General features: G+C 70.3%; 19 protein-coding genes. 14 read left to right on the top strand and 5 right to left on the bottom strand.

All coding sequences use genetic code 11. The features are described from left to right. The first annotated feature begins 236 nt into the window (after positions 1-236). From aceA to ACWDRB_RS07190, 6 genes are all read left to right on the top strand, one after another. The gene (aceA, locus tag ACWDRB_RS07215) at positions 237-1523 is read left to right on the top strand and encodes an isocitrate lyase (RefSeq protein WP_355192433.1); all 1287 of its coding nucleotides are present in this window, start codon (positions 237-239) and stop codon (positions 1521-1523) included. 171 nt (positions 1524-1694) lie between these two features. Beyond that, entirely contained in the window at positions 1695-2204 is a 510-nt protein-coding gene (locus ACWDRB_RS07210) for a hypothetical protein (protein WP_449892203.1), read from the top strand. Positions 2205-2268: 64 nt separating this feature from the next. Further along, on the top strand, positions 2269-3102 hold the full coding sequence (locus ACWDRB_RS07205) for an SCO6745 family protein (RefSeq protein WP_350740812.1): 834 nt from the start codon (positions 2269-2271) through the stop codon (positions 3100-3102). Between the two features lie 18 nt (positions 3103-3120). Continuing rightward, the gene (locus ACWDRB_RS07200) at positions 3121-3315 is read left to right on the top strand and encodes an ATP synthase F0 subunit C (RefSeq protein ID WP_449892310.1); all 195 of its coding nucleotides are present in this window, start codon (positions 3121-3123) and stop codon (positions 3313-3315) included. A 34-nt stretch (positions 3316-3349) separates the two neighbouring features. After that, positions 3350-3649, top strand: coding sequence for a maleylpyruvate isomerase N-terminal domain-containing protein (locus tag ACWDRB_RS07195; RefSeq protein WP_449892202.1), 300 nt, complete (start codon positions 3350-3352; stop codon positions 3647-3649). Continuing rightward, on the top strand, positions 3598-3945 hold the full coding sequence (locus tag ACWDRB_RS07190; protein ID WP_449892201.1) for a hypothetical protein: 348 nt from the start codon (positions 3598-3600) through the stop codon (positions 3943-3945). Before ACWDRB_RS07195 ends, ACWDRB_RS07190 begins: the two co-directional genes overlap by 52 nt. 249 nt (positions 3946-4194) lie before the next feature. On the opposite strand, the gene ACWDRB_RS07185 is transcribed toward ACWDRB_RS07190, so the two are convergent. Further along, positions 4195-4398 (bottom strand): hypothetical protein, encoded by a 204-nt coding sequence (locus tag ACWDRB_RS07185; protein WP_449892200.1) that lies wholly within the window; start codon positions 4396-4398, stop codon positions 4195-4197. Positions 4399-4533: 135 nt separating this feature from the next. Between ACWDRB_RS07185 and ACWDRB_RS07180 the strand changes: the two genes are divergently transcribed. Then, positions 4534-5034 carry a SigE family RNA polymerase sigma factor gene (locus tag ACWDRB_RS07180; protein ID WP_355192425.1) on the top strand — a complete coding sequence of 167 codons (501 nt, stop codon included), beginning with the start codon at positions 4534-4536 and terminating at the stop codon, positions 5032-5034. Then, a complete protein-coding gene (locus ACWDRB_RS07175) occupies positions 5031-6227 on the top strand; it encodes a hypothetical protein (RefSeq protein ID WP_449892199.1) in 1197 nt (398 codons plus the stop codon). The genes ACWDRB_RS07180 and ACWDRB_RS07175 overlap by 4 nt, the downstream gene beginning before the upstream one ends. On the opposite strand, the gene ACWDRB_RS07170 is transcribed toward ACWDRB_RS07175, so the two are convergent. From ACWDRB_RS07170 to ACWDRB_RS07160, 3 genes are all read right to left on the bottom strand, one after another. Beyond that, positions 6214-7713, bottom strand: coding sequence for a protein kinase domain-containing protein (locus ACWDRB_RS07170; protein WP_449892198.1), 1500 nt, complete (start codon positions 7711-7713; stop codon positions 6214-6216). The two genes, ACWDRB_RS07175 and ACWDRB_RS07170, sit on opposite strands and share 14 nt — an antisense overlap. A 212-nt stretch (positions 7714-7925) precedes the next feature. Beyond that, positions 7926-8762, bottom strand: coding sequence for a siderophore-interacting protein (locus tag ACWDRB_RS07165; RefSeq protein WP_449892197.1), 837 nt, complete (start codon positions 8760-8762; stop codon positions 7926-7928). A gap of 111 nt (positions 8763-8873) precedes the next feature. Beyond that, on the bottom strand, positions 8874-9851 hold the full coding sequence (locus ACWDRB_RS07160; protein ID WP_449892196.1) for an alpha/beta hydrolase: 978 nt from the start codon (positions 9849-9851) through the stop codon (positions 8874-8876). Positions 9852-9957: 106 nt separating this feature from the next. Between ACWDRB_RS07160 and ACWDRB_RS07155 the strand changes: the two genes are divergently transcribed. The 4 genes from ACWDRB_RS07155 to ACWDRB_RS07140 all read left to right on the top strand — a co-directional run bounded on the left by ACWDRB_RS07155 (position 9958) and on the right by ACWDRB_RS07140 (position 12794). Further along, the gene (locus tag ACWDRB_RS07155; protein WP_350740795.1) at positions 9958-10353 is read left to right on the top strand and encodes a hypothetical protein; all 396 of its coding nucleotides are present in this window, start codon (positions 9958-9960) and stop codon (positions 10351-10353) included. Positions 10354-10478: 125 nt separating this feature from the next. Next, on the top strand, positions 10479-11264 hold the full coding sequence (locus tag ACWDRB_RS07150) for an ABC transporter permease (protein WP_449892309.1): 786 nt from the start codon (positions 10479-10481) through the stop codon (positions 11262-11264). Continuing rightward, on the top strand, positions 11257-12045 hold the full coding sequence (locus tag ACWDRB_RS07145; protein WP_449892195.1) for an ABC transporter permease: 789 nt from the start codon (positions 11257-11259) through the stop codon (positions 12043-12045). Before ACWDRB_RS07150 ends, ACWDRB_RS07145 begins: the two co-directional genes overlap by 8 nt. Positions 12046-12047: 2 nt before the next feature. After that, positions 12048-12794 carry an ATP-binding cassette domain-containing protein gene (locus ACWDRB_RS07140; RefSeq protein WP_397369932.1) on the top strand — a complete coding sequence of 249 codons (747 nt, stop codon included), beginning with the start codon at positions 12048-12050 and terminating at the stop codon, positions 12792-12794. Positions 12795-12801: 7 nt separating this feature from the next. Here ACWDRB_RS07140 and ACWDRB_RS07135 read toward each other — a convergent pair whose 3' ends face one another. After that, positions 12802-13284, bottom strand: a complete 483-nt coding sequence (locus ACWDRB_RS07135) for a hypothetical protein (protein WP_350740787.1) — start codon at positions 13282-13284, stop codon at positions 12802-12804. A 120-nt stretch (positions 13285-13404) separates the two neighbouring features. On the opposite strand from ACWDRB_RS07135, the gene ACWDRB_RS07130 reads away from it, so the two are divergent. Beyond that, entirely contained in the window at positions 13405-13974 is a 570-nt protein-coding gene (locus tag ACWDRB_RS07130; RefSeq protein WP_449892194.1) for an MFS transporter, read from the top strand. A gap of 48 nt (positions 13975-14022) precedes the next feature. Continuing rightward, positions 14023-14748: a YcnI family copper-binding membrane protein gene (locus ACWDRB_RS07125; protein WP_449892193.1), complete on the top strand. Its 726-nt coding sequence runs from the start codon at positions 14023-14025 to the stop codon at positions 14746-14748. The last annotated feature ends 21 nt before the right edge of the window (positions 14749-14769 follow it).

Genomic DNA, 14769 nt, shown 5'->3' with positions numbered 1-14769 from the left:
TAGACAGAAATTCGGCCCATTTTCTAGTCTCCTGAACAGGTCGGAGCCAGACTGCCGTGTCGCTCGGATTGGTCTAGGCCAACAGGAAAACTATCGATTTCTTCACTGTTGAATACCCGTCAGTAATGTATGGCATGGAAACTTTCGTAGTTCTTCTCTCGGCTCATGACTATGGGCGGCCCCTCCCAGGGCACACACTCGGCTGTGAGCCCCAGGGGACGACAAGGGAGTGAACAATGATCGATCGCCTCAAGGGAGCTGCTGAGCAGCTGCAGGACGAATGGGACAACGACCCTCGCTGGGAGGGCGTCGAGCGCACGTACGGCGCCGAAGACGTGATCAGATTGCGCGGCAGCGTCCAGGAGGAGCACACGCTGGCCCGGCTCGGCGCCGGCCGACTGTGGGACCTGCTGAACACCGACGACTACGTCAACGCCCTCGGCGCGCTGACCGGCAACCAGGCCGTCCAGCAGGTGAAGGCGGGACTGAAGGCGATCTACCTGTCCGGCTGGCAGGTCGCCGCGGACGCGAACCTGGGCGGGCAGACGTACCCGGACCAGAGCCTGTACCCGGCCAACTCCGTGCCCGCCGTCGTGCGCCGCCTCAACAACGCGCTGCTGCGCGCCGACCAGATCACCTGGTCGGAGGGCGACACCGACGCCCCGCACTGGCTCGCGCCGATCGTGGCGGACGCCGAGGCCGGGTTCGGCGGGGTGCTGAACGCGTTCGAGCTGATGAAGGGCATGATCGCGGCCGGCGCCGCGGGCGTGCACTGGGAGGACCAGCTCGCCTCCGAGAAGAAGTGCGGCCACCTGGGCGGCAAGGTGCTCATCCCGACCGGCCAGCACATCAAGACCCTGACCGCCGCCCGCCTCGCCGCGGACGTCGCCGGAGTCCCCTCGCTGATCATCGCGCGGACCGACGCACAGGCCGCGACGCTCCTGACCAGCGACGTGGACCCGCGCGACCAGGCGTTCACCACCGGCGAGCGCACGCCGGAGGGCTTCTACCGGGTCAGGAACGGGCTGGGGGCGTGCATCGCCCGCGGGCTGGCGTACGCGCCGTACTCGGACCTGCTCTGGATGGAGACCAGCACGCCCGACCTGGACGTGGCCCGCGAGTTCGCCGAGGCCATCAAGGCGGCGTACCCGGACAAGATGCTCGCCTACAACTGCTCACCGTCGTTCAACTGGAAGCAGCACCTGGACGACTCCACCATCGCCAAGTTCCAGCGGGAGCTGGGACACATGGGGTACAAGTTCCAGTTCATCACGCTCGCCGGGTTCCACTCGCTGAACTACGGCATGTTCGACCTGGCCCAGGGGTACGCCGCGGACGGCATGACGGCGTACGTGGAGCTGCAGGAGGCCGAGTTCGCCGCCGAGTCGCGCGGCTACACCGCGACCAGGCACCAGCGCGAGGTCGGCACCGGCTACTTCGACCTGATCAGCACGGCCGTGGCACCTGACTCCTCGACGACCGCGCTCCGGGGGTCGACGGAAGAGGAGCAGTTCGCCCACTGATCTCGCCGGACCGCCCTCCGGGCATGCGGCGGTTCCCCGGCGAAACGGGCCGCGCCAGTCTCCCCCAGCACTGGCGCGGCCCACTTTCATGCGATGCCGCACGGCAAAGCCCTTTTCATGGGGTGGTGTGCTGTCATTGGAGAAGTGGGCTGACCTTCAACGGAGGGTTTGGTGGGCAAGACGATCTCCTCTGTCCGGACCGCGATCACTCAATGGATCCCTGGCCGCCGCGTCGCCCCGATTCCGCCGCCACCCGGGCCAAATGATCACGAGTCGCTCGTGGCCGCCCTCGAACATGCCACACGCTGGTACGAGTACCGCATCAGCCAAGGGCTCCAGGTCCTCAACTTCTACCTCGTATCGACCGCTGTGAATTCCGCCGCCTACGTCGCCGCCCTCCAGGCGAAGCTTGACGCCGTAGCCGGCGCTGTCGGGCTCGTAGCGGCTCTGGTCTCTGTCGCAGCGGCACTTGCGGGCTGGCGCAGCCGCGGTCTTGCCCGATTGGCCTTGCAGCCGATAGCGGAGATTCAGGATCGGCTGGCTGCGACCCTGAACATGGATTCGCTCCGTCTCGTGCAACGCAATCCTCATCGCACGTTCACCACGCCGATTTCCCTGGTCATGTTCGTCCTTGCCTGCGCCATCTCGGTAGCAGGAGCCTTATACGCATGGCTTCGCTGATCCAGCCCCTCTCTGATCCACGAGTTGTGGACACCTATACCGACTGGTCGGTATCTTTCCCAGCATGACGCTGGAACGCCGGACCTGGCGCACCCTGGAGCCGTTGCACGGCATGATCTACTTCTCCCCCGAGGCGAGCGCCGCCTACGAGAAGCTCGGGCTGAGCGGCCGAATGGGATACTTCGCCTCCCGAGCCGCCGCTCTCGGTCCGGTGCCCGCCGCGACGGTGATCGCGACCTTCTACAACTTCAACCCCGATCTGGTACGGCAGGCGATCCCGGCCGCCTGGCAGATCGCCTCGCCGTCCGACATCCTGGCCGCCCGGCTCGCATCGGCCGACGCCACACTGCGCCGCGTGCTGGGCGATGCCGTGGACTCCCCGGAGATGGCGCGGGCGGCAGCGCTGGCCCGCCGGGCGGCGGAGACCGTCGCTGGAGAGCTCAGCGGGCGCCCTCTGTACGCCGCGCACGCGGCACTGCCCTGGCCCGAGGCTCCCCACCTGGTGCTCTGGCACGCCCAGACCCTGCTGCGCGAGTATCGCGGCGACGGCCATCTCGCCGCCCTCCTGGCCGCCGGCCTGAGCGGCATCGAAGCCCTGGTCACCCACGCGGCCACCGGCGCCGTCACGTCCGAGGTGCTCCGAAGCACGCGAGGGTGGCCCGAGGCCGACTGGGCTGCCGCCGTACAGGGGCTGGAGGAGCGTGGCTGGCTCTTCGAGGGATCTCTCACCGAGGAAGGGCGCGGATGGCGTGAGGAGATCGAAGAGGCGACGGACCGGATGGGGATGGCACCGTACACCGCGCTCGGCGCCGAGCCCTGCGAGGAGCTGCGCTCTCTCGTCCGGCCGTGGAGCAAGAGCATCGTCGCCGAGCTGATGCCCTGGGCCGCGGGTCGTTAGCTCGGAGCCGAAGTCCGGCTGTGCCGTCACCCACCGACTGCGGGCTCCGGTAATGCAGAAGCGCGCACAGGATCGCAAGGCGTGCAGGCCATCGCACGGCAGCCCGAAGCCTACGGATTGATCCGCCAGAACATGCTCCTCGGCTTGGTCCTCACCGAGGCATCGGCTCTCCTTGGCCTGGTCGCGCCGTTCATCTTCCAGGTCGTCAAGTAACGGGGCGATCGCGTAACCGTGTTTGACTTGGCGCATGGATCAGCGCCGGTACTTGCAACTGATCGAGCAGGACTACGCACGAATGCGCGAGATGGCCACCCGGGACCTCACCGCCGCGGTGCCCCACTGTCCCGGGTGGACCACCGCCGACCTGCTCAGGCACGTCGGCGACACCTTCCTCCACAAAGTGGAGACGATGCGCCGCGGCGCCTGGCCGGAGCCCTGGCCGCCGGAGCCCGATCCGGGCGGTCCCGCGGCGTACCTGGACCGCGCCAGCCCGTCATGCCGATCCCCGCCGACCTGGCCGTGGACGGCATCGACGAGATCCTCGTGACCTTCCTCGCCTTCGCCTCCCGTCAGTGGCCGGAGGACTTCGGCGACGGACTCGCCGGCGCGGACGGCCGCGCGGTGTCGATCTCCGTGGGAACGGATCGCCGGCTCGTCCGCCCGTCCACCTCGGGCGTCGAGGTTTCCAGGGACGGTTCCACGGCGGAGGCGTCGATCTCGGGCGCGCCCCAGGACGTGCTGTTGTGGCTGTGGGGGCGGGGCGACGGTGCGGGGCTGGTCTTCGACGGCGACCCCGAGCTGGTGAAACGGCTGCGGGACCTGCTGAAGGAGGCGACACAGTAGGTCAGGCCAGGGAGCCGGAACGGCCAGGACGGAACTGACCGTTCCGGTGTTGCGTGGCGGTGATCAGTTCAGGCCGCTGCCCTGGATGCCGGCGGCCGCGGCCGATGCCGCCGCGACCACGGTGAACATCGCGACGGTCAGGGTGAGCACGAACCGGCGCCAACGTGTCATCGCACGCCTCCTGTCATCGACTGGCAATCACCGTATATTCGCCGCACGCACGCCGCCGGATCACGAGCCTCCGGTTCGTCAGGCGACCTTCCGGAAGAGCACGGTGGCGTGGTAGCGGCCCTCCGCCTCCGCGTCGGGCTCGGCCTCGGCGCTGATGACGTCCAGCTCGGCGTCGAGACCGAAGAAGCTGAGCGCCCGGGCCACGGCCTTCTCCCTGATCTCGTCCGGCGTCGCTCCGCTCACCGTGACGCGCAGCGTGAGCGGGAACGCTCTCGTACTCATGATGATCCTCTTTCACAGAAGAGTTGATCCACCTCCGAGCGTAGCCCGCCGTGCACGTCGCCCCAGGCGTGGCGTGCAACAGTTTTCGCACCTTGTTCCTCTCGGAGGTGAAGGAACGACGAAGGGCGAGGACTGTTGGAAGGTGATCCCCGTTTCGCGGAGTTCGTCGCCGAACGCGGTGACGCGCTGCTGCGCTACGGCTATGTGCTGGCCGGCAATCCGCACGACGCGGCCGACCTGGTCCAGGAGGCGCTGCTGAAGCTGCGCGGCGCCTGGTCCCGGCTGCGGCTGAAGGAGAACCCGGAGAGTTACGCGCGCACCACCATGGCCAGGCTGCACATCGCCACCTGGCGGTTGCGCAGGCGTGAGCTGCTCGCCTGGGACCTGCCGGAAGGCGAGCACCACGACCTGCTGCCCAGCGGCGACGAGCGCAGGATGTGGCAGGCGCTGGCCGGGCTGCCGCGCAAGCAGCGCGCGGTGCTGGTGCTGCGCTACTACGAGCAGCTCGACGACGCCGAGATCGCGACCGTGCTCGGGATCTCCCGCGGCACGGTACGCAGCCAGGCCTCCCGCGCGCTCGACAAACTGCGCGCGGGCCTCCCGAGTAAGCCGATGACCAGGGGGAACGTACGATGACCGAGGTTGAGGAGACGCTGCGCAGGACGCTCGGCCACGCCGCCGAGCAGGCGCCGGGCCTGCCCGCTCTGCTGCCCCAGCGGCTCGAGCGGATCCACCTGCGCAGGAGGCAGCGCGCCCGGATCGCGCTGGCCGCCGCGGCGGTCGTGCTGGTCGGGGCCGGGGCCACGGCCGTGCTGCGCGGCGGCGACACCATCACGGCCGTCCCCGCCAGCGGGCAGTACACCGAGGCGCCGGCCGAACAGGTGGAGAAGGTCTGGCCGGAGGCGGTGCGGAAGGTCTCGGCGAAGTCCCCCGACGGGGTGCCGTGGCGACCGCAGACGTTCGTCGACGACCGTACGCTGCTCATGGAGGCCCAGGGAGGCGAATCCGGATCGATCAGCGCCGTCTACGCCTACGACCTCGACTCCGGCACGCCGCGCAAGATCGCCGACGTCCCGGCCCCCGAGGGCACGGTGGGCTTCGGCAACGGCTTCGCCGTGGGCGGCGGCCAGGTGGCCTGGTGGACCGGGACGAAGGACTCCGTCGCGCACCTCTGGACGGTGCCGCTGGACGGCGGCACCCCGAAGATCGTCGCCGACCAGCGCCTCGACACGGCCGACGACGGCAGCGGGATCGACAAGCTGGCCGTGGTCAACGACAAGATCGTTTTCTCGCTGTACACCGGGGGGGTCTTCACCGTTCCCCTCGGGGGCGGGACGGTGGAGCCGGTCCAGGGTGGCGCCGGGATGCATCTGCTGGCCTGGCCGTGGATCGGCGCGCCGGGGAGCGGAGGCGAGCCCCGCGGCATGCCGTACTCCCGGATCCATAACGTGGAGACCGGCGAGACCCGGACGGCCGTCACCCAGCCGGGCGAGCAGCTGCGTCTCTGCGGCGTGACCATCTGCCTGGGCACGGCCGCGGACGGCACGACCTTCTTCCGGCACCGGGACGGCTCGTCGCAGAAGAACGTGCCCGGCTCCGTGCACTCGGCGTACCAGCCGGTCCAGGACCGCTTCTACGTCTCGGTCTACGGTGTGGGAAGGCCGGAGGGCGTGGGACTCTACGACCTGGACACCGGCAAGTCGGGCGATCTGCGCATCCCCGGGGAGGGCAGCACCATCATGCTGCCGTCCATGGATTCGACCGGCAGGATGCTCAGCTACCTCCTCAAGGACGACCTCTACCTGATCGACCTGTCTAAGATCCGGTAGCCGTCGGCGTCTCCGGGACGGACACGGACGGGTCCGGCGACTCGCCGGGCCCGTCCTGCGGGATCGTGCTGATCGACTGCGACGGCTGCGGGCAGTCCCTCCTGACCGCGTTGCCGCGCCTGCGCACCGGGCTCGCGCAGTCGGCGGGGTCCTCGCCGCCCGGCCCGCTGCTGTTGGCCGGTCCGAACGTGTCCTGCCGGCCGGGCGAGGGGCTGCGCACTGTCAGCGGCGCCTTGGTACGGGCGTGCGGGACGGACGTCGTGGGCGTGCTCGCCGGGGTGGGCGGGGCGGCGGACTTCGTCGGCGGGAGGGTGGCGGCGGGCGTGGACGAGGGGCGGACGGTCGAGTCCGCGCTGCCGTAAGAGCGCACGATCGGCGGGTCGCCCGGCAGCAGCGAGCCACCCCCGACGCTCGTGCCGTCGCCGCCCGCCGCGATCACCGTGAGAGCCGCGATGGACACCGTGGCCAGGGCGGCGAAGCTGGCGTGCGACAGATGCGCCCCGGCCTTGGCCCGGCGCCTGCGCGTACGGGAACGCTCCACACCCCCCTCCGGCGTCCCGGACTCGCCGGTCGAAGAGGCGAGACGTACCCGCCCGCCGCCGGGCGGATAGGGCACGGGCGTCCAGATCTCCTCCAGCACCCCGTCCACCGCCTGCCGCAGGTCCCACGGCTCGCCGACGCCTCCGGCGGCCAGCAGCGCCCGGAGCAGGTCGGCGGACGTGGGCCGGTCGGCGGGATCCTTGGCCAGCGCCGCCTCGACGGCGGGCCGCAGCATGGCGGGCACGCCCGCGACGCGCGGCGGGTCGAACAGGATGCGCCGGGTCAGCACATCCGCCTCCCCGCTCCCGAACGGGTGGTGCCCCGTGGCCGCGAACGCCACCACGCACCCCCACGCGAACACGTCCGACGCGGGCAGCGCCGGGCCACCCGTCAGCCGCTCGGGAGCCACCCATCCAGGGCTCCCCATGACCTGCCCGGCCTGCGTGTGCGCGGCCAGCGTGTCGACGTCGCGGGCGATGCCGAAGTCGATGACGCGCGGCCCCCGCGTGGACAGCAGCACGTTGCCAGGCTTGAGGTCCCGGTGCACCAGCCCCGCCTCGTGCACCGCCACCAGCGCGGCGGCCACGCCGAGCGCCGCGCCGTACGCGAGATCGGGCGTGAGCGGCCCCTTGGCCGCGACGACCTGGGAGAGCGCCGGACCCGGGATGTACTCGGTGACCAGGTACGGGCGGTCCTTGTCGGCGCCGTCCTCCAGGACCGCCGCCGTGCAGAACGGCACCAGTCTTCGCGAGAAAGTCACTTCCTCGGCGAAGCGCGCGCGTAAGGTGGCATCGTTGAGATGCACCGCATGCGGCGTCTTGAGCGCGACCAGGCCACCCCGAGGGTGTTCGGCCAGATACACCACTCCCATCCCGCCCGTGCCGAGGCGGCCGAGGAGCAGGTATCGGCCGATGATGACCGGGTCGCCCACCGTAAGCGGCCGCACGCCAGGAGGCATGTCGCCAGCACCACGCGCCATACGGGTTTCGCCTCTCTGATCCGGGACTCGGCAAAGCACACTGTGGCCGGATCCGCGGAGGCTTTCCGCATGTCTGTCATAAGGGGTATTGCAGGTAAGGCGTTCGTTCCTCTGGGGTCAGTAAGTGCTGGGGTTCAGTGGTCTGAAGTGGTGTTTCGGCCCTGGCGTGCCTGGGGAGCCTAGGAGGCGATCGCGGACTCCTCCTCGGCCTCGACCTGACGGTTCCAGTCGCGCTTCATCTCGCGCCACGCCTCGTCGTCGGCCCCCGAGCGCCAGTATCCGGAGATGGACAGCCGGTCCAGCCCGATGCCCCGTTCGACCCGCAGGTGACGGCGCAGCTCCTTCACGAAGCCGGCCTCGCCGTGCACGAACGCGTGCACGTTTCCTTCGGGGAACTCCAGCGTCCGCACCGCCGCCACGAGCTTCTCGCCCACGGGACGGCCGCTCCGGTAGAGCCACGCGACGCGGACGTCGGCGGCCGTCTCGAGCTTCTGCTCGTCCTCGGGCGCGTCCACCTCGACCAGTACGTGCGCCCGCGCGCCCTCCGGCAGGCCCTCCAGCGCGGCCCCGATGGCCGGCAGCGCGCTCTCGTCGCCGATCAGGAGGTGCCAGTCGGCCTCGAGGTCGGGCGCGTAGCCGCCGCCGGGGCCGAGCATGAGCACGACGTCCCCGGGAGCGGCCTGGGCGGCCCACGGGCCGGCCAGGCCCTCGTCGCCGTGCACCACGAAGTCGAGGGTCAGCTCGCGGCTGTCGGGGTCCCAGGCGCGTACGGTGTAGGTCCGCAGCCGCGGCCAGAGCTCGCGCGGCATCGTCTCGCGGCAGGTCTTCACGCTGAACGGGGTGGGGTATTCGACGCCTTCGTAGGGGAAGACCAGCTTGACGTAGTGGTCCGTCAGGCCGGTGGTGGCGAAGTCGGCCAGCCCGTCGCCCCCGACCACGACGCGGACCATGTGCCGCGAGATCCACTCGGTCCGCAGGACGACGCCACGATGGTGATCCGTGGGCTTCTCGGTCATGCACAGCCCCCTGACTTCAGGTTAGGTATACCTAACCTTACACGTTCTCCAAGCTGACAGCGTACGCCGGGAACCTCGAAAAGGGCAGTGCCAAAACTGCAGGGCCGAAACTCACGCCGCCGCGATGTCGCCTCTGGACGCCCGGCGGGCGGCCACGGCTCGCAGGAAGTGCGCCATGTGCCGGAAGGCCAGCCGCGCCTCGGGCAGCACGTCCGCCAGGATCGGGAAGGCGTGCGGCATCCGGTTCCACTCTTCGTACCGTACCGGCACCCGGGCCTGGCGCGCCCGCTCGGCCACCCGTCTGGCCTCGTCCCGCAGCACCTCGGTCGAGCCGGTCACGATCATGAGCGGCGGCAGCCCCGTGAAGTCCCCCAGCACCGGGGAGACCAGCGGGTCGCTCGGGTCGAGGCCCGAGGTCCACCGGCGGGCCAGCCAGCGCACCCGCCCGGCCGGGAGCATGGGGTCCTGCCAGCGGTTGGCGTGCCGCGGGATGTCGGTCAGGTCGGCCCACGGCGACAGGCAGATCGCCGCGCCCGGCATCGGCAGCTCCCGGTCCCGCAGCGCGAGCAACGTCGCCAGCGTGAGGTGGCCCCCCGCGGAGTCCCCCGCCAGGATGACGTCCCCGGGCGCGTGGCCGCGCCGCAGCAGGCAGTCGTACGCGTCCAGCGCGTCGGTCAGCGAGTCCGCCAGCGTGTGCACGGGCCCCTGCCGGTAGTCGAGCGCCAGCACGGGCCGCCGGGCCGCCACCGACAGCCGCCAGGTGATGGACCGATGAGTACGCGGCGAGCCCGAGAAGTAGCCGCCGCCGTGGAAGTAGAGCACCGCCTTGCCCTCGTCGAGCCCCGGCCCGCCGTGCACCCACTCGCCCCCGCATGCCGAGAACTCCACGGGCTCGATGATGACGTGTTCGGGGTGGGGTACGCGCACCAGACGGCCGAGCTCCCCGAGCCGGGCCGCGCAGATTAGGGCCAGCGGATGGCGCATCAGCACGGTGGACGCCGGCTTCAGGGTGCCCCACATCAGACTGGTCAGGGCGCGGGCTTGCCAGCTCAAGGGATAGTCGGGGACCACGTCCCGGTCGATCTGCATATCGGCCCTCCGATGAATCTCCTTCCCCGAATGAAGATCCTTCTACCGGCCAGTAAGTATCTCATCTCTTACCTGGATATTTCGGCGCTGTGACACGCTGTCCTCCATGGCTGGATACTCGGGCACACCGCTGCCGCGCAAGCTCGGCGTCAAGCCTGGGCACCAGGTCCTCGCCATCGATGCCCCCGACGGCCTCGACCTGGGCGAGCCCGACGCCGAGGTGCATCGGACCCCGGCCGGCGGGCCGTACGACGTCATACTGGTCTTCTGCCCCGACTCGGCCGCCCTTCACGGGGCGTTCCCCTCCGCCCTGGCCCTGCTGGCGAAGAGCGGCGGCCTGTGGGTCTGCTGGCCGAAACGCGCGAGCAAGGTGCCCACGGACCTCTCGGAGAACCCCGTCCGCGACTACGGCCTGTCCATGGGCCTGGTGGACAACAAGGTGGCCGCGATCGACGACACCTGGTCGGGCCTGCGCTTCGTCTACCGTCTCGCCGACCGTTGAACGATTAATTGCGTTGCGGGGCCCACGGCCCGCAACGGATAATTCCATGCTTTCCATCGGCAGACCCGTGCGCGGGTCCGTACACGGTTGGTCACCGTGTCCTCACTCTCCGGAGGTGCAAAACCATACCCCTATATGCCCGGCTCGTCCGGTACGGCTTCCGCAAGCACGCCACCTACGTCTGGGGCGCGATCGCCGGCGCATTCACCAACAGCGTCTTCGGCATCCTTCGCGCCTACATCCTCATCGCGCTCTGGCAGGCCCGCCCCGGGCTGGGCGGCTACGACGTGACCGACGCCGTCACGTTCTGCTTCATCACCCAGGCGTTCATCGGCCCGTTGCAGCTGTTCGGGGGCGGGCTCGGCATCCCCGAGCGCATCCGCAGCGGCGACATCGCCCTCGACCTGGTCCGGCCCGCCTCGCTCCAGCTCTGGACGCTGGCCGAGGACCTGGGCAGGGCCGCGTACCTGTTCCTGGTCCGCGGCATCCCGCCCATGCTGATCGGCGCGGTGGTGTTCGGCATCACGGTCCCCGCCGGGCCGGGGCAGTGGCTGGCGTTCCTGGCCGGCTTCGCCGTCGCGGTGGTGGTCGGCTTCGGCTGGCGCTACCTGGTGGCGCTGTCGGTCTGCTGGCTCATCGACGACCGCGGCGTCGCGGTCGTGTCGATGCTCCTGACGACGTTCTTCTCCGGGATGCTCGTGCCGCTGCACCTGTTCCCCGGCTGGTTCGGCGACCTGGTCATGGCGATGCCCTGGGCGGCCATGGTCCAGCTCCCGACCGATCTCTACCTGGGTAAGGCCCCGGTCCTGGAGACGCTCGCGTTCCAGGCGCTCTGGGCCGCGATCCTGCTCGGGCTGGGCGCGCTCGCCACCATGGCGGTCCGCCGCAAGGTGGTGATCCAGGGTGGTTAGGACCTACTTCCTGCTGCTGTGGACCTGGACCCGCGCCGCGGCGGCGTACCGGGTGTCGTTCGCGCTGATGACCCTGTTCGGCGCCCTCACCTCCGCGGTGGACGTCGCCGTGATCCTGATCGTCTTCGCCAACACGACCACGCTCGCGGGCTTCTCCCGCGACGAGGTCCTCTTCCTGTACGGCGCCGCCGGCGTGTCGTTCGCCATCTGCGACACGTTCGTCAGCAACATCGACCGGATCAGCCAGCACATCAAGGCGGGCACCCTCGACACGTTCCTGATCAGGCCGGTCAGCCCGTGGATCCAGCTCGCCACCGACCGGTTCGTGCCCGCCAGGGTGGGCCGGATCCTGCAGGCGTGCGTCGTGCTCGGCTACGGCGTCGCCGCGCTCGACCTCGACTGGCGGCGCGCCTGGATGATCCCCGTCATGCTGGTCAGCGGGATCATCATCTTCGGCGCGATCTGGACGCTCGGCGGCGCGGTCCAGTTCGTGCTGACCGACGCGCCCGAGGTGTCCAACGCCTTCACCTACGGCAGCGCCCAGCTCAACCAGTACCCGCTCAGCATCTACGGCCGCGACCTGGTCAGGGGCGTGACGTACGTGCTCCCGCTGGCCTTCGTCAACTGGCAGCCCGGCCTGTACGTGCTGGGCAGGGACGACCCCTTCGGCACGCCGGAGTTCCTGCGGTTCTCCGCGCCGGTCGCCGCGCTGGTCCTCGCCCTTCTGGCCGGGCTGGCCTGGCGGCAGGGCATCAGGCACTACCGATCCACGGGGAGTTGAGGATGATCGAACTGGACCGGGCCGGACGCTCGTTCAAGATCAAGAGGAATGTCGTCCACGCCGTGAGCGACCTGTCGTTCACCGTGTCGGCGGGAGAGTTCGTCGGCTACCTCGGGCCCAACGGGGCCGGCAAGTCCACCACCATCAAGATGCTCTGCGGCATCCTGACGCCGACGTCCGGCCGGGTCCGGGTGGCCGGGCTCGACCCGTCGCGCCGGCGCACGTCGCTGGCGCGGCGGATCGGGGTGGTGTTCGGGCAGCGGACGACGCTGTGGTGGGACCTGCCGCTCGTCGACAGCTTCGAGCTGATCCGCCACCTGTACCGGGTGGACCGGGCCACGTTCAGGTCGCGGCTCGACGAGCTGACCGAGACGCTAGACCTGGGCGAGTTCATGCGCACGCCGGTGCGCCAGCTCAGCCTGGGCCAGCGCATGCGGGGCGACCTCGCGGCGGCGCTGCTGCACGCGCCCGACGTGCTGGTGCTCGACGAGCCGACGATCGGGCTGGACGTGGTCAGCAAGGCCGGCATCAGGGAGTTCCTGCAGCGGGTCAACGCCGAGCGCGGCACGACCGTGCTGCTGACCACGCACGACCTCGGCGACATCGAGCGCCTGTGCCGCCGGGTCATGGTGATCGACCACGGGCGGCTGGCGTTCGACGGCACGCTCGACGACCTGATGGCCACGTCTCCCGGCCAGTCGAGCATCGAGGACGTGGTGACCCGCCTCTACACGGGGACGGCCCAGTAGGGACGGCTCAGTAGTAGCTGCCCTCCGGCGTGGCCTCGTAGTCCTCGTCGACGTCGTCGTACTGGCGCGACCAGCGTGACGGCATCAGGACGGGGATGAACAGCGCCACGCCGAGCAGGGCGAACACGCCGGACGTGAGCAGGGTCTTGGCGCCGAGACCGGCGTCCAGGATGATCTGGTTGACCGACGGGGCGCTCGGGATGAGGGAGATCGCCCTGTTCACGTCGAGTGCGTACACGACCGTCCAGGCCAGCAGGACCAGCGACGGCACGAACGTCGCCATGGGCGAGATCCGGCCCGCCACCACCAGCCCGACGACCAGCCCGACGGCGGCCATCGCGCCCAGCGCGATCCACATCTTCTGGTTGTCCGGTGGTGTCGCCGCGGCGTTGCCGACGGCCTGCTGGACGGCCCAGCCACCGCCCGCAAGCACGGCCGCCGTCACCACCAGCCCGATGAGGAAACCACCCAAGTGCCGCAACGTTCTCACCTCAATGTCAACGCGGTCGGCACGACCCTAGCCCTAAATGCCCGTTTTGGACCAGCCACTGTGCGGCTTCGGACTTCGGGTCTCATGACTCACTGCCCCGTGAGAGCATGGGGCACACCCATGCATGCGCACCTTCCCCTCAGACTCGCGCGGACGGCCGCCTTCGCCGCCGTCTGCGTGGCTCTCGCCGCCTTCGCGCACGTGCTGGGCGGCGGTTCGGCGCCCGCGCCGTGGGTCGCCGGACTGGGGCTCGCGGGCGTGTCCGCGCTGGGGCTGGCGCTGTGCGGCAAGGAGCGCTCCGCGGCGACGATCAACGTCGTGCTGGTGGGGGCGCAGTTGGCGCTGCACGAGCTGTTCGCGGGCGACGGCGCCGCCTACTTCTCCGTGCGCGGCCTGTTCGAGCTGGGGGCCGCGGCGCACGGACACGGCCAGGGCGGCCTGGCGGTCAACACCGGCATGCTGCTCACGCACGTGACGGCCACGCTGATCACGGGCCTGTGGCTGGCGCGCGGCGAGGTCGTGCTCTGGTCGCTGCTGCGCCTCGTCGGCCGCCGTCTCCTGCTGCTCCCGGCGGTCGCCGTGCCGCCGTTCGCGCGGCCCGCCGCGCCGATCGTCCGGGCGAGGGTCGTCCCGCTCCAGCCGGAGTTCCGGCACAGCGTTGCCAGGCGTGGTCCTCCACTTCCCGCCTGACCGTCTGACACCCCTTGTCCATCCCCGTACACCAAGTGGAGTTCCCGCATGTCCTTCGCACGCCGTGCGGCGACCGTGCTCGCCGCCGCCACCGCCCTCACCGTCGGCCTCGCCATCCCGGCCCTGGCCCACGTCACCATCCAGCCGGGCACCGCCGAGCAGGGCGGATTCACCAAGGTCGCGTTCCGGGTGCCGAACGAGCGCGACGACGCCTCGACCACCAAGATCGAGGTCTCCTTCCCCGTCGACCATCCGCTGGCCTTCGTGTCGGTCAAGCCCCTGCCGGGCTGGGACGTCAAGGTCACCCAGGGCAAGCTGCCCAAGCCGGTCAAGACCGAGTACGGCGACCTCGAAGAGGCCGTGACCAAGGTCGTGTGGTCCGGCGGCAAGATCAACCCGGGCGAGTTCCAGGAGTTCGAGGTGTCCATGGGGCAGTTGCCCAAGGACACGGACTCGCTGGTGTTCCCGACGAAGCAGACCTACTCCAAGGGTGAGGTCGTGGACTGGTCGGACGCGCCCAAGACGGACGGGACCGAGGCGGAGCACCCCGCCCCGACGCTCAAGCTGGTCCCCGCGAGCGGGGCCGACGAGCACGGCATGGCCTCGGCGCCGGCCTCGGCCGCTCCGGCCGCCGCCGCTCCCTCGGTGACGCCGGTGGCGGCCACGTCGGCCTCCGACGGCACCGCCCGCCTGCTCGGCGGCGCCGGCCTCGTGGTGGGCGTCATCGGCGTCGTGATCGGCGCGCTCGGCCTGCGCCGCCGTCCCGCCGCCTGACGTTCCGGCGTCCCGCGCCCC

The organism is Nonomuraea sp. NPDC003707 (assembly GCF_053587055.1).
Note: the sequence above shows the minus strand (reverse complement) of the source record. Positions and strands in the feature narration are given on the sequence as shown.

Coding starts and splice junctions, on each gene's coding strand:
- ACWDRB_RS07190 (WP_449892201.1), top strand. CDS start 3,598: ATGCCGATCCCCGCCGACCTGGCCGTGGACGGCATCGACGAGATCCTC.
- ACWDRB_RS07195 (WP_449892202.1), top strand. CDS start 3,350: ATGGATCAGCGCCGGTACTTGCAACTGATCGAGCAGGACTACGCACGA.
- ACWDRB_RS07185 (WP_449892200.1), bottom strand. CDS start 4,398: ATGAGTACGAGAGCGTTCCCGCTCACGCTGCGCGTCACGGTGAGCGGA.
- ACWDRB_RS07165 (WP_449892197.1), bottom strand. CDS start 8,762: ATGACCGAGAAGCCCACGGATCACCATCGTGGCGTCGTCCTGCGGACC.
- ACWDRB_RS07140 (WP_397369932.1), top strand. CDS start 12,048: ATGATCGAACTGGACCGGGCCGGACGCTCGTTCAAGATCAAGAGGAAT.
- ACWDRB_RS07160 (WP_449892196.1), bottom strand. CDS start 9,851: ATGCAGATCGACCGGGACGTGGTCCCCGACTATCCCTTGAGCTGGCAA.
- ACWDRB_RS07125 (WP_449892193.1), top strand. CDS start 14,023: ATGTCCTTCGCACGCCGTGCGGCGACCGTGCTCGCCGCCGCCACCGCC.
- ACWDRB_RS07155 (WP_350740795.1), top strand. CDS start 9,958: ATGGCTGGATACTCGGGCACACCGCTGCCGCGCAAGCTCGGCGTCAAG.
- aceA (WP_355192433.1), top strand. CDS start 237: ATGATCGATCGCCTCAAGGGAGCTGCTGAGCAGCTGCAGGACGAATGG.
- ACWDRB_RS07205 (WP_350740812.1), top strand. CDS start 2,269: ATGACGCTGGAACGCCGGACCTGGCGCACCCTGGAGCCGTTGCACGGC.
- ACWDRB_RS07175 (WP_449892199.1), top strand. CDS start 5,031: ATGACCGAGGTTGAGGAGACGCTGCGCAGGACGCTCGGCCACGCCGCC.
- ACWDRB_RS07130 (WP_449892194.1), top strand. CDS start 13,405: ATGCATGCGCACCTTCCCCTCAGACTCGCGCGGACGGCCGCCTTCGCC.